The sequence below is a fragment of the Rhodomicrobium sp. genome (genome assembly GCF_047605405.1).
In the GTDB taxonomy this organism is placed as follows: Bacteria; Pseudomonadota; Alphaproteobacteria; order Rhizobiales; family Rhodomicrobiaceae; genus Rhodomicrobium; species Rhodomicrobium lacus.
Window position 1 is genome coordinate 1 of record NZ_JASGFR010000060.1, and the last position, 13,357, is coordinate 13,357.

The window sequence follows — 13,357 nt, forward strand, 5'->3', positions numbered from 1 at the left end:
CCCCCCCCCCCCCCCCCCCCCCCCCCCCCCCCCCGCCCCCCCCCCATCTCTCTGAAATATAGCACGATTTCGGCGTACTCACGACGCAGAGCAGCTTCGACTACTCCTCGTGAACCGTCTCCAGCCATGCCCGGATGCTCCACATGGCTTCCTGACTGAGGATACCCTCGAATTTCGGCATATAAACACGGCCATCGCGGGTCGAGCCACCGCGAATACGGGTCAGAAACCACTCATCGCCGTCCAGCCCGGTGGGAAGGTAGCGCAAGTCCGGGGCAATACCCCCTGAAACCGCTCCAAGACCATGGCAGCGGGCGCAGTTCTGATTGAAGGCGGCGGCGCCGATCTCGATGGCTTTCGTATTGCCGCGATAGGGATTTTCCGGCAGCCACGCCTCGCCGAGTTTTGGCAGGTCCTTTGTGTCGACTGGCTGAGGAGCCATGTCTCCATGCGCTAGTGCTGTGCCTGTCGCGGCCGCGAGGAGAAGTGCGGCACCGCTCAGGATCGTCTTCAGCGTTTTCATCGTGTCAGGGCTCTCGCAGATACAATCGCGTGTTATGAGGTCGATGCTAGGAAGTATATGGCTGCGGCTGCGCTACAGACTGGGCGAATACCGTTCAATGTGCCGTATAGCGAAGTAACGGGGCACGCAAACACGCGTGTCGCGTCGCGCTTGACGGTCACTTGAAAGGCGATCATCGCCATCAGTTGAGGTAGTAGCCGACGCCTACGATGTAATCGCCTACTCGGCGGATGAACGAACGCTTGTGCTCCACCTTGTTCTCGGCACGATTGAGCCAGACGTAATCCACCTCGCCTGACCCTGCTGACTGGGCGATATTGATCATCTCGCGAACCAGTTCCTTGCCCTCGGCGTCTTGCATCGAAAGTGCATCCGTGCCGGTCAGCGCCGGATTTGCACCCGAGGCCATGTATCGCCCCTTCATGTCGAAGACGAAGACGTAGAGTTCCCGAGCGATAAAGCCGCCGTTGTTCCGGTCGTTGAAGGCGGCGAAGGCCCGCTGCGGTCCTTCGCGCTCAAGCAGGGCGACAGCGCGATCGAGAAGAACCTGAGCCTGTGCAGGCCCCATATTGTCGGACTGTGCCTTCAGATATGCCAGCAGGTAATCCTGCTCCGCCCGGTCGGTGATTGCGACATGGCGCATCCGGGTGCCCGGAACGAGTTTCGTGTTGTCTGAGATCCACTTCCTCAGCGTTTCCTCGTTCCAGACCAGGCCGGATGCCTTCAGGCCGTCGGAATAAACGAATGTCGGAAGCGACGCGGCCGGCCGCCCCACAATTCCGTGCAAATTCGGCCCGAAGCCGAGCTTGCCCGGATCAACTGAATGGCAAGCCTGGCAGCGGTGAAACACCTGCCGTCCGGCGATTTCCTCTACCGTTTCCGCCCCCGCGACATTCGCGGATACGAGAACGCCGACGATCGCCAGAATCGCACTGCTTTGACGTCTCATCTGCTTTTGCTATCCCCCAGAAACCCGTTCAGGCACCAGTCGGCGTTCATCGTAGGGAGCCGACTATTCAATTGATGCACGCGCATCATCGATTGCCTTGGGCGGCCGAAGCCGTCCCAAAGGCCGATTTGCCGATCAGCAAACGCCGCTCCGTCAGGGATTTGAAAATCGAAGCGAAGCGGCGCGGGTCGCGGGCTTTATCAGAAGAAGCCGAGCGCCTTGGGGCTGTAGCTGACGAGCAGGTTCTTCGTCTGCTGATAGTGGTCGAGCATCATGTGATGGGTTTCGCGGCCGATGCCGGACTGCTTGTAACCGCCGAACGCCGCGTGCGCGGGGTAGAGATGATAGCAGTTCGTCCACACACGGCCTGCCTTGATGCCGCGTCCGAAGCGGTAGGCGCGGTTGCCGTCGCGCGTCCACACGCCCGCGCCGAGGCCGTAGACGGTGTCGTTGGCAAGATGCAACGCCTCCGCCTCATCCTTGAAGGTGGTCAGGGCCACAACCGGGCCGAAGATCTCCTCCTGGAAGATGCGCATGCTGTTGTTGCCCTCGAACACGGTCGGCCGGACGTAGAAGCCCGCGTCGAGTTCGCCGCCAAGATGAGCGCGCTCGCCGCCGATAAGGCATTGCGCACCTTCCTGCTTGCCGATGTCGATATACGACAGGATCTTTTCGAGTTGCTCCTGCGAGGCTTGCGCGCCGATCATCGTGTCGGTGTCGAGCGGATTGCCCTGCTTGATGGAGGCGACGCGAGCAAGCGCGCGGTCGATGAACCGGTCGCGCAGACTTTCCTGCACAAGGGCGCGGCTGGGGCAGGTGCAGACTTCGCCCTGGTTCAGCGCGAACATCACGAAGCCCTCGATGGCCTTGTCGAAGAACTCGTCATCGGCGGCGGCAACGTCGTCGAAAAAGATGTTCGGAGACTTGCCGCCGAGTTCGAGCGTGACCGGGATGAGGTTCTGGCTGGCGTACTGCATGATAAGGCGGCCGGTCGACGTCTCGCCCGTGAACGCGATCTTGGCGATGCGGGGGCTCGACGCCAGCGGCTTGCCTGCTTCGAGGCCGAAGCCGTTCACGATGTTGAGCACACCCTTCGGCAGCAGGTCGCCGATGATTTCAGCGAGGACAAGAATGCCGACGGGCGTCTGTTCGGCGGGCTTCAGCACGACGCAGTTGCCGGCGGCGATCGCGGGCGCGAGCTTCCACGCAGCCATCAGGATGGGGAAGTTCCACGGGATGATCTGGCCGACGACGCCGAGCGGTTCATGGAAGTGATAGGCGACGGTCGTCTCATCCACCTGGCCGAGCGTGCCTTCCTGTGCGCGGATGCACGACGCGAAATAGCGGAAGTGATCGATGGCGAGCGGAATGTCGGCGGCGAGGGTTTCGCGGATCGGCTTGCCGTTGTCGACGCTTTCGGCATAGGCCAGCTTTTCGAGGTTCTGCTCCATGCGGTCGGCGATGCGGTTCAGAACGAGCGCGCGCTCGGCAACGGACGTATGGCCCCATCTCTCTGCGGCAGCATGTGCGGCATCGAGCGCGAGTTCGATGTCTTCGGCCTGCGAACGGGCGACCTGCGCGAAGGGCTTGCCGGTGATCGGCGTGATGCTTTCAAAATACTGGCCGCCGAGCGGCGCGCGCCATTCGCCGCCGATGAAATTGTCGTAGCGCTCCTTGAAGGTGACGATGGCTCCGGGCGTGCCGGGCGCGGCATAAAGCATGATGTCCTCCCTGTTTTCGAGGCCGGGACGATCGAGCGCCCCTGCTGCGGCGCTTAAACGCAGAGAGCGTGCCAAACTGCCAAGCTGTTGAAATATCGTAAATTCGGGACTTCTCGGCCGTCTCGCTGCGCTGTGGCATTTCGTTACACTGTACCAGAACGGGACAGCTCATGCAGAACACGCCGGACCGGCCGCGTCGAGCGACCGCGAGCCGTGCGGTGAGCCCGGTATGCCTTGCGCCTCGAACCTGGCGACCGGATCGCCCCACGCATCGGCGAAACCCGCCACGCGCTCCCGCTCCGCGACGCGTACACGTGCGCCGAGATCCCGCTCGCTGCCGCTCTGGCATACCCAACTCGCCCCCCTGCCCCGACCATCTGGCGACGCATTAGGCACATGCTGCAATTTCGTCACAGTTATACACACGGTGATATAACTGTGACAACTTGGTGTTCCCCTGAGCTGTATTGTCTCTAATATATCATCCTGGGCCTTGGGCACGGCGTTCACGCCGGGGGGGCCCAGATCGGATAACCTGGGGTTAGGGGCAACATTCATGACTATTTCCCGCTACGAGCGGGCGCACGGCAGTCTGGCCGGCGCTCCCGCAACGGGTTCGGCTGTTCGCGCACATGCCTGTTCGGCAAACGCGGACAGCCTTGGGCTGGCCGGTGCCATTTCGCAAGGGACGCTGATTGCTGCGGCACTCGGTCTTGCGCTCAACATGACGCTGACGGCCCCGTCGCTGGCGCAGGAGGCGCAGGGCGCCTCGGAGGAGGCTTCGACGCTTCCGCCGGTGGTGGTATACCAGCCGAAGACGGTGACGCCGGCTTCCGCGCCGCAAGCGCGTCGTGAGAACCAGGCGACGCCCGCAACAGGCGCTTCCGGCGACGAAATCGCTCAGGGCACAGGCGGCAACGGAACAGGCGGGTCTTCGGCGGCTGGCATTTTCAGCCTCGGCGGCATCAATCTCATGGGCGGCACGGTCGTCACCAACGAGCAGACCTGGACGTTCCAGAAACCGACGCTCGATCAGGCCGCCGCGCTCGCTCCCGGTGTTTCGGATTCGAACTCCGGCGGCACGCGCAACGAGCGGCTGCTCTTCGTGCGCGGCTTCGATCGCTATCAGGTGCCGCTGACCATCGACGGCGTGCGCGTTTATCTTCCCGCAGACAACCGGCTCGATTACGGGCGCTTTCTCACGGGCTCCGAGATTGCCGAAATCCAGATCGCCAAGGGCTACGCGTCCGTGCTCGACGGCCCCGGCGCGCTCGGCGGCGCGATCAATCTCGTGACGCGGCGCCCGACCAAGGAGCTGGAAGCCGAGATCGCGCAGACCTTCACCTTCGCGGGCGACGGCTCCTACAGCGGCTTCCGCACGTCGGGCTATGTCGGCACGAAACAGAAATATTACTACCTGACGGCGTCCGGCTCGATCCTCGACTCGAAAGGCTGGAAGCTCTCCGACGACTTCAAGCCGCAGAACGCGGCAAGCGAAGACGGCGGTTGGCGCAACAACTCCGAGGCGAACGACTGGCGCATCAACGTCAAGGCGGGCATCACGCCGAACGCGACCGATGAATATGCGATCAGCTATATCAAGCAGGAAGGCTCGAAGGGCGCCCCGTTCCACACCGTCAACGCGATCGGAAGCCAGCGCTATTGGGACTGGCCCGCATGGAACATCGACAGCGTCTACTCGCATACGACGACGCGGCTTGGCCAGTCGTCCTATGTGAACACAAAGCTTTACTACAACACCTTCGACAACGACCTGTTCTCCTACGACGATGCGACGATGACCACGCAGTCCAAGGGGTATGCGTTCCGCAGCTACTATCGCGACGTCGCCTATGGCGGTTCGGTTGATGCCGGCACCGACATCACCAATTGGGACACCGTGAAAGCCGCGTTCCATTATCGGCAGGACGAACATAACGAGCGCAACCGGAACTATGTCAACAGCGGCTGCCCGACCGGTCAGACCGCGCCATGCCTCGAACCCAATCAGCAGTCCATCGAGGACACCTACTCGGTGGCGCTCGAAAACACGTTCCACGCGACGTCCCGCATCGACGTGGTCACGGGCGGCAGCTATGATTGGCGTGAGCTTTCGAAGGCGCAGGACTGGACGCAGTCGACGGGTATCATCAATTACCAGCTCGCGGACAGCGATGCCTGGAATTGGCAGACGGCGGCGATCTACCGCTATTCCGATGACGCGAAGGTTTACGCAAGCGTTTCACATCGCACGCGTTTCCCCACGCTGTTCGAGCGCTTCAGTTCGCGTTTCAGCACCGCTGTTTCGAATCCCGGCCTTTCCCCCGAAGAGGCGACGAACTACGAAATCGGCTGGGCGGGCAAGCTGTTCGGCCGCGCCAATGTCTCAACGGCCGTTTTCTATAGCGACGTTTCGAACGTCATCCAGAATGTGACGATCGTTGGCGGCACGAACAACGGAAAAACCCAGTTCCAGAACGTCGGAGACGGCGAGTTCTACGGCTGGGAGGGCTCGGCGGACGTGAGCCTGACGAAAAGCCTTTCGGTTGGCGGCAATGTGACGCTTATCAGCCGCGACATATCCAACAACACCAATGTCGCCACCTTCCATCTCACCGACGTGCCGGACGCGAAAGGCATCGCCTATGTGAAATGGAGTCCGTTCGACGGCGTCACGCTGACGCCAAACGTCGAAATGGCAAGCACGCGCTGGACATCGAATTCCGCCGGGTCGCTGTACTACCAGATCGGGGCGTACACCATCGCCAACTTCTCGGCGGAGTACGAGTTCCGGCCCGGCGCGACGCTCCAGTTAACCGCGCGCAACCTCACCGACGAGAACTACTCGCTTGCCGATGGCTATCCTGAGCCGGGTCGCAGCTTCACGGCGGGCATGCGCATCAAGTTCTGAGCGCGAGCAAGTTCGGAGGGCCGCAACCCCGCGCGGTCCTCCGATACCCCTTTCCGCGAGCGGCTTCACGCCGCCGCAAAGCATGAAGGAACGCATCATGGATTTCCGGAAAACAAGACCCGCGAAGGCTGCCGCTTTCGCGCTCGCGGCGTCGCTGCTGTGCGGCCCCGCCATTGCCGAGGACGGGCCGTGCGAAGGCTTCAACTGGCCGCTCGCGACCGAACTCGGCTGGATGCAGGCGCCCGATGCTGGCACCGTAAAATCCGGCGGCGAGATTGCCGAGGCGCCCGCGAAAGCTGTCGCCCTCAAGCTGACACCGACAAAAGAGACGAGCTTTCCGGTGAAGCCAAGCATCAAGGCAGGCGCACTTGCGGACGACAGCTTTTCCGGCTTCTTCACGATCAAGGCCCTGCCGAAGAAGGCCGTCTATCAGGTGACGCTCTCCAAGCACGCCTGGATCGACGTGATACAGGACGGCAAATCGGCGGAAACCGTAGCCTTCACCGGCCGCGGAGAATGTCCGATTGTGCGCAAGAGCGTGCGCTTCGAGCTTTCGGCGGGGCCAGTCACGATCATGGTAGCCGGATCCGACGTCGAGACGGTGAAGGTCGCAATCCGCGAGGCGCAGGACTAGCATGAGCGCGAGCGGGCGGAGGAAGGTCTTTCGTGTTGGAGCGAGCGCGCTCGCTCTGTTCAGTGCGGCTGCCCTCTTCGCGGGTGTCGTCATTCACGATAGCCGCGCGCCCCGCGCCGCCCTCACCCGCTCGGCTCAGCTTGAAAAACTCGGCGGCGCGCTGTTCGCCGACCGCAACCTGTCCTTCAACCGGCGGCAAAACTGCGTGAGCTGCCATTCGCCGGATCTCGCCTTCACGGACCCGCGCGAGCTTGGCGTGGTTGCGGGCGCGGTCTCTCGCGGGGCGGACGGCCGCTCGCTCGGGGACCGTAACGCTCCGTCCGCGGCTTATGCCGCGTTCGCGCCGGCCTTCCACCTCGACGCAAACGGCGAGCCGGTCGGGGGTCTGTTCTGGGATGGTCGCGCGGCGACGCTCGAAGATCAGGCGGGCGGACCGCCTTTGAACCCCATCGAGATGGGTATGCCGGACAAGGCGAGCGTGGTCGGCAGACTGAAGGAGAATTCCGCCCATGTGTCGGCGTTTCGCGCTCTGTTCGGCGAGACGGTTTTCGATGATGACGAGCGCGCCTTCGCGGCCATGACGGCTGCAATCGCTGCGTTCGAACGCTCGCCCGCGATGTCGCCGTTCAGCTCGAAATACGACCGGGCGCGACGCGGCGAAGCCGTTCTCTCGGAACAGGAGACCGCTGGCCGCGATCTGTTCTTTTCGCGGGAGCGCGGAAACTGCGCGGCCTGCCATATGAGCAGCGACCGCAAGCCTGCCGAACGCGAGGTGTTCTCGAACTTTCGTTATTACAATCTCGGCGTGCCGGTGAACCGCACGGTGCGCGCGGCAAACGGCGCCGCGCCGGGCTTCGTCGACAAGGGACTTGCTGCGGGCGGTGCCGTCGCCGCCGATCCCCGGTTCGAGGGACGTTTCAAGACACCTTCCCTGCGCAACGTCGCTGTTACCGGGCCCTTCATGCACAACGGCATTTTCGAGGATTTGAGAACTGTCCTTCTATTCCATCAGCGATTTTCCGACCCGTTTGCGGCTGAACGGGCGGGCCGCGAGGGGGCCGGATTTGGCGAGCCGGAGGTTCCGGCCAACATAGCGCGTGGCGAACTCGCGTCTATCGGCAGGCTGGATGACCGCGACATAGACGCGCTGACGGCTTTCCTGAAAACGCTGACGGATAGCAGGCAGATCCGTTAGCCGCCTTCCGGTTTCGCTTTCTTCTGGCGGGGATGGGGTGCGCAATCGAGGTTCTCCGATCACTGCGCCATCACCCCCGACCGCAGTGTCGCCCGACTACGAGGCGCTACCGCGGATGCTTGCGATCTCGATCGACCATGCTCGTCGCGCGGGGCAGTTCAGTCTCCGAAGACCGCCTTGAGCAAATCGGATTGGCGACGCGCCATCATGATGTCCCGCCCTCGCACGCCGAGAGCTATGCGGGATGCGTCATCGGCGATGAGCGCGGTGCAGCTATCGACGATCTCCTCATAGCCGCACACCACGAGCCCGCCTTCGAACGGAGCGATATCCGGATCGCCCTTCTCTCCCTCGCTGACGACACATACGCCGTTAGCGAGAAGGTAGGAGACCCGCACCACCTCGAAAATGGCGCTTTCATAGAAGTGAAGGTTCAGCACCAGCTTTGCCCGCGCGATGACCGCATCGCGCTCGGCCCCATAGGCGCCGAACAAATGCACGGTCTTCAGCCCTCTGTCGCGCAAGGCCTCAAGAATGCTCTTTCGCCGGGGATTCAGCGACCCGTAGAACAGCACGTCGATATCCTTTTCCGGGGTGTTCGGAATCCGGGCGAGTCCGGGCGAGTAGCCGATCCCCAGCAGCCCGGCATTTGTAATCCCTTGCTCGATCAAGGCCTTCCGGTTCCGTATCGAATAGTCGAGGACCGGGAAGCGCCGCAGCAGTGACAGATAGCCCTCATTGATCCAGCCGCCGCCAGTGACGACCTGTTCGAAATTGACGAGGATGCTGTCGGCTGGAATGGTCACGCTGGACGCGTGCCGGAGGAGATGTGTGCCAAGGACGATTGGGATGCGTCCGTTAAACAAGAGGGGATCGCGAACGATGGGACACGACCCGCCCAGTTCCGCGAATGCCTCGCTGAGACCGAGCGCGAATTCGTCGAAGGTCTGGTGATGTTTGTAGCCCTCTGGCGTGACGACCCATAAGCAATGGCGGTCGCGATGCGCTGCCCATCCGCCGGCGAACGCTTGCGGGATAATCTCCGCTTGCGCGGGCGTCACCGGCGACGGTGTTGCTGCCGCGACCGGCGAGGCGGGCGCCGCCGCCGATGGGGCTGCTGGCGGGGTTGGCACGGGCGCCGACCAGCGGCTTTGTGCCAACCGCTTGCGCTCACGCCAATTCTCCCAGACATTCCGGTCCGCTGCCGTCAGTTCGACCTTTCGAAGCGACACCGACATCGCATCGATCATGCGGGGCATGCGCTGAAGCTCGGCCATGGGCACGGTGCTTGCCAGCGGCGCGGCGGCTGCGCTCGGAACAAAGGTCATCCGCTCGACAACGAACCGCGCGTCGCTCCACCCGAGATACCAGAACCAGTCCGTATAATAGAGCCAGCTGCGCTCATTGAAGGCCCGCACGTGGGTCGGATCCTGCCATGCGCCGTATGAGAGATCGTAGGGCACATTGATCTCGAACACCCCGCCAACCTTGAGCAGCTTCAGGCAATTGGTCATCAGCCTGACAAGGTTCGGCACATGTTCGAGCACATCATTGGCGATGATGGTGTCGAAAGTGCCCGGCCGCAGCCGCACGTCGCCGAACCTGTGCGTCTGCACCGTTACCCCGCCAGCATCCAGATCGAAGCTTGCCAGGTCTACCACCGCATCGGGCGACCAGCTGTTGTCGATGTCGATATTGAAAAAGTCGGCCCGATAGTCCTTGCCCGAGCCGAGATTCACGCGGGTTGGCAGGATGGAGCTGGTAGTCACGTTGATGGTCATGGCTTTGGAACCTGATTTCTTGCCTCCCGATCAGCGCGTCGGGCTATTACCTGAATATCAGTCCAACCCCATCCCAAGCTTGCAGCGCCAAGCCGCATCCTCCGGAACGGGCCTATAATGCAAGAGTAGAGACGCAGAGTCGACCCTTGTGGTTCGCAACGGCAGCTCGAATTTACTCAACCTATCGCGCCACCAGGTTTAATCGCAGTATTGGCCAAACCCTCAACCTGAGTTGATACTGGGTTTTATTGATACTTGCGCCAACCCTGCCGGACCAATAATTTGCAATTTTAGGTGGTTTACCTTTTCTACATCCTATCTATGGTAGAAGCGGCGTAGTCAGTACCGCTCAGAGTTGCTTCGTCAGCACGGCCCCACGGCCTTCAAGATCAAATTGCGTCTGTTGCAAAACGCCCACTTCGAGCGGCGTCGGCTGTCGCCAATTGCTTACGGGATTTGTCCAGTGATTTCACGCTGGCGGTTCCACTCACCGTTCGTACCAAGACGGCACAAAGCCAGAGCGCGCATGAAGTGGTTTCAAATCCGGCAGGAGGATACGTTGAGAAGACAACAAACACAGTTCGGAACTGCTTCCGAATCCCAGGCAACCTTGAAGACAATCGGGCTCTGCCTGATCGCCAAAAACGAGGCGCACTGCATCGAGCGTTGTCTTGCAAGCGCGACGCGCCTTGTCGACTTCATTCTTGTCGTCGATACCGGTTCGACCGATGGCACTCAGGATGTCATCCGCAAGTTTCTGAAAGACAACAACATCAGAGGCGTCGTCATCGAAGAGCCGTGGCGCGATTTCGCATGGAACAGAACGTTCGCGCTGACCGAGCTTCGCAAATACAAAGACATAGATTACTGCCTGATGATCGATGCGGACGAAGCTCTCGAAATCGAGGAAGGCGTCGACCTCGAGGGCTTCAAGCGCTCCCTCGATCGCGATTTCTATCAGGTTCCGACCTTCAATGGCGGGATCATCAATCAGCGTCCCATCTTGTTCAGGAACAACGTCGGGTTCAGATATCGCGGCGTCCTGCACGAATTTCTTGAATCGCCCGGCAAACATTGCACCTGGGGGGTTATAATAAAGGGCTTTCACAATCGGACGTTCTACGATAGCGCCCGCAACAAGAACCCTCTCAAATATCTCCACGACGCGGAGCTTCTGGAACGGACGCTCGTGTCAGAGCGCGACCCGTTCCTGATTTCTCGCTACACCTTCTATCTGGCGCAAAGTTATCGCTCGGCCGGAGAAAAGGCCAAGTCGCTCACCAATTATCTGAAGCGGGCGGAATTGGGGTTCTGGGAGCAGGAAGTTTTCATCGCGCTCCTGTCCGCAGGACGGCTCATGGAAGAACTCGGCCACAGTGAAGCCGACATTCTCACCACCTATCTGCGCGCATTCAACGTCTGCCCGACTCGCGCCGAATCGCTGCATGCGGCGGCGAGGTACTGCCGCGTGAACAACAAGTTCCACCAAGGCTACATGATCGCCCGTCAGGGGATCGACATCAAGAAGCCAGAAGGGGCGGCCCTTTTCGTCGAGCCTTCGGTTTATACATACGGCATGCTCGATGAATACTCGGTCCTGGCCTATTGGGCCGGCCATTATTCCGAGTCCCTGGAAGCAAACGAGAAGCTGCTTCAATTGAAGGAGTTGCCCGAGGGCTACCGGGAGCGCATCGAGCGCAACGCCCAGTTCGCTCGCGAGAAGATACAGGAAGCGAACCTCCAGAAAGTGTAAGCGCCGTGGTTGCCGATGCGATGCAACGGCAACCAACTCGGGTTCTTCGTCACCTAGCCGCGACTGCAGTCCAATCGTTCTTTTTGACTGCAGTCGCGTGAGCAATCCGCCCTCCCCCGCTTCGAGTAGATCCGAGCCGCCCGGTAAGTCGACTGTCCAGAGTTGCCGGCTGTCTGTCGGTACGCAAGGGCCGACGAGGATCAGGGCATCACCACTGCCCCGGACATCGGAAGCAGCGCCCGCCTTTCCAGTCATGCTTGCGCAACGTTTCAGCAGGTTCTGCCGCAGGGTCGATCGCTTTCGACGTCTCACGGCTCGCCGGCCATGACAGCGCGCCCCGGATCCGGTTGTGGCCGAGTGCTCCTGTAAACAGTCCCCCTTCCCGAGCCAGCCAAGCCCAGTGAGCCGGCCGCGGCGGCAACCAGGTTCAGCTGGTACAGCTTCCAGAGGATGAAAGTTGCAATTCCTAGGCTTTTCTGCGCCCCACACAGCATATTATTTTTCTATCCAAGGTAGCGTTATTCATACAAATACAACTAAGCAGTATTATTGATGTCATCGTCAGTAATCGACACGCCTATATTGTTCGCGCCAAAATACGTATTGGTTGCGCACAATTCAACAGAAGGTGAAGGTGATGGCAGATCAATTGATAGAAGTCTCTGGTCGAGACATACTCGGCACTACAGAGTACGTTTACTACTTTGACGGTGAAAATTTTACACTGCTTGGTAGTACAACAGTTACAAACGCCGCCGTTGATTTGGCGACGGGCACTCTCCTCACGTCACAGTATAAGGTCATCGTTGCTCTCCCAACGGGAGGCACCGCAGCCAACGTCTTCGTGTTCAATCAGCTCGGGACAGCCCAAACACAAGGAAATCCCGCAATAAGCGGGCAATTCGACGTTACGCTTCTGGACACCGGCGTAACCGGCGCCACGGGCGCTACGGGCGACACCGGTGCTACCGGTGCTACGGGTGCAACGGGCGACACCGGTGCCACAGGTGCCACGGGTGCGACAGGTGCAACTGGAGCCACGGGTCCCACGGGCGACACCGGTGCAACGGGTGCTACAGGTGCAACCGGTGCCACGGGTCCCACAGGCGACTCCGGTGCAACGGGTGCTACAGGAGCAACCGGTGCCACGGGTCCCACAGGCGACACCGGTCCCACGGGCGCCACCGGAGCAACCGGAAACACGGGTCCCACGGGCGACACCGGCCCAACGGGTGCCACCGGAGCGACCGGAAACACGGGTGCTACAGGCGCAACCGGTGCAACTGGAGCTACGGGTGATACCGGTGCAACAGGCGCTACGGGTGCCACAGGTGCTACGGGTGCAACTGGCGCTACCGGCGCGACGGGTGATACCGGCGCAACCGGAGCCACAGGGGCTACCGGTGCAACGGGTGCAACGGGTGCCACAGGTGCTACCGGCGATGCCGGTGCAACGGGCGCAACCGGTGCTACGGGTGCAACTGGCGCTACCGGCGCAACTGGAGCCACGGGTGATACCGGCGCTACCGGTGCTACCGGTGCCACAGGCGCTACCGGCGCAACTGGAGCCACGGGTGCAACAGGTGCCACCGGCGCTACCGGTGCAACTGGAGCCACGGGTGATACCGGCGCAACGGGTGCAACCGGTGCCACAGGCGCAACGGGTGCCACAGGTGCTACCGGCGATGCCGGTGCAACGGGCGCAACCGGTGCCACGGGCGCGACGGGTGCAACGGGAGCCACAGGTGCTACCGGCGCAACCGGTGCAACTGGAGCTACGGGTGATACCGGCGCAACGGGCGCTACGGGTGCTACGGGTGCCACAGGTGCCACCGGCGCGACGGGTGCAACGGGAGCCACAGGTGCTACGGGTGCCACAGGTGCTACCGG

General features: G+C 61.5%; 8 protein-coding genes. 4 read left to right on the top strand and 4 right to left on the bottom strand.

Annotation, left to right across the window (positions count from 1 at the left end; genetic code table 11):
• Positions 1-100: 100 nt before the first annotated feature.
• The 3 genes from pedF to adh form a co-directional block, all read right to left on the bottom strand.
• Positions 101-523: a cytochrome c-550 PedF gene (gene pedF, locus QM659_RS16195; RefSeq protein ID WP_127079921.1), complete on the bottom strand. Its 423-nt coding sequence runs from the start codon at positions 521-523 to the stop codon at positions 101-103.
• Positions 524-704: 181 nt separating this feature from the next.
• On the bottom strand, positions 705-1,472 hold the full coding sequence (locus QM659_RS16200) for a cache domain-containing protein (RefSeq protein ID WP_415153322.1): 768 nt from the start codon (positions 1,470-1,472) through the stop codon (positions 705-707).
• 200 nt (positions 1,473-1,672) lie between these two features.
• Positions 1,673-3,193: an aldehyde dehydrogenase gene (gene adh / locus QM659_RS16205; protein WP_415153323.1), complete on the bottom strand. Its 1,521-nt coding sequence runs from the start codon at positions 3,191-3,193 to the stop codon at positions 1,673-1,675.
• Between the two features lie 556 nt (positions 3,194-3,749).
• On the opposite strand from adh, the gene QM659_RS16210 reads away from it, so the two are divergent.
• The 3 genes from QM659_RS16210 (at position 3,750) to QM659_RS16220 (ending at position 7,933) form a co-directional block, all read left to right on the top strand.
• Positions 3,750-6,104, top strand: a complete 2,355-nt coding sequence (locus QM659_RS16210; RefSeq protein WP_415153321.1) for a TonB-dependent receptor plug domain-containing protein — start codon at positions 3,750-3,752, stop codon at positions 6,102-6,104.
• A gap of 97 nt (positions 6,105-6,201) precedes the next feature.
• Positions 6,202-6,738 carry a hypothetical protein gene (locus QM659_RS16215; protein ID WP_415189221.1) on the top strand — a complete coding sequence of 179 codons (537 nt, stop codon included), beginning with the start codon at positions 6,202-6,204 and terminating at the stop codon, positions 6,736-6,738.
• A gap of 1 nt (position 6,739) precedes the next feature.
• Positions 6,740-7,933: a cytochrome-c peroxidase gene (locus QM659_RS16220; protein ID WP_415153319.1), complete on the top strand. Its 1,194-nt coding sequence runs from the start codon at positions 6,740-6,742 to the stop codon at positions 7,931-7,933.
• Positions 7,934-8,091: 158 nt separating this feature from the next.
• Here the strand turns inward: QM659_RS16220 and QM659_RS16225 are convergent, their stop codons facing one another.
• On the bottom strand, positions 8,092-9,714 hold the full coding sequence (locus tag QM659_RS16225) for a methyltransferase domain-containing protein (protein ID WP_415189222.1): 1,623 nt from the start codon (positions 9,712-9,714) through the stop codon (positions 8,092-8,094).
• Between the two features lie 559 nt (positions 9,715-10,273).
• Between QM659_RS16225 and QM659_RS16230 the strand changes: the two genes are divergently transcribed.
• Positions 10,274-11,467, top strand: a complete 1,194-nt coding sequence (locus QM659_RS16230) for a glycosyltransferase (RefSeq protein ID WP_415189223.1) — start codon at positions 10,274-10,276, stop codon at positions 11,465-11,467.
• Positions 11,468-13,357 lie beyond the last annotated feature (1,890 nt).

Excerpts from the sequence above, each read along its gene's own strand:
- pedF (WP_127079921.1), bottom strand. The coding sequence starts at position 523 with ATGAAAACGCTGAAGACGATCCTGAGCGGTGCCGCACTTCTCCTCGCG.
- QM659_RS16200 (WP_415153322.1), bottom strand. The coding sequence starts at position 1,472 with ATGAGACGTCAAAGCAGTGCGATTCTGGCGATCGTCGGCGTTCTCGTA.
- adh (WP_415153323.1), bottom strand. The coding sequence starts at position 3,193 with ATGCTTTATGCCGCGCCCGGCACGCCCGGAGCCATCGTCACCTTCAAG.
- QM659_RS16210 (WP_415153321.1), top strand. The coding sequence starts at position 3,750 with ATGACTATTTCCCGCTACGAGCGGGCGCACGGCAGTCTGGCCGGCGCT.
- QM659_RS16215 (WP_415189221.1), top strand. The coding sequence starts at position 6,202 with ATGGATTTCCGGAAAACAAGACCCGCGAAGGCTGCCGCTTTCGCGCTC.
- QM659_RS16220 (WP_415153319.1), top strand. The coding sequence starts at position 6,740 with ATGAGCGCGAGCGGGCGGAGGAAGGTCTTTCGTGTTGGAGCGAGCGCG.
- QM659_RS16225 (WP_415189222.1), bottom strand. The coding sequence starts at position 9,714 with ATGACCATCAACGTGACTACCAGCTCCATCCTGCCAACCCGCGTGAAT.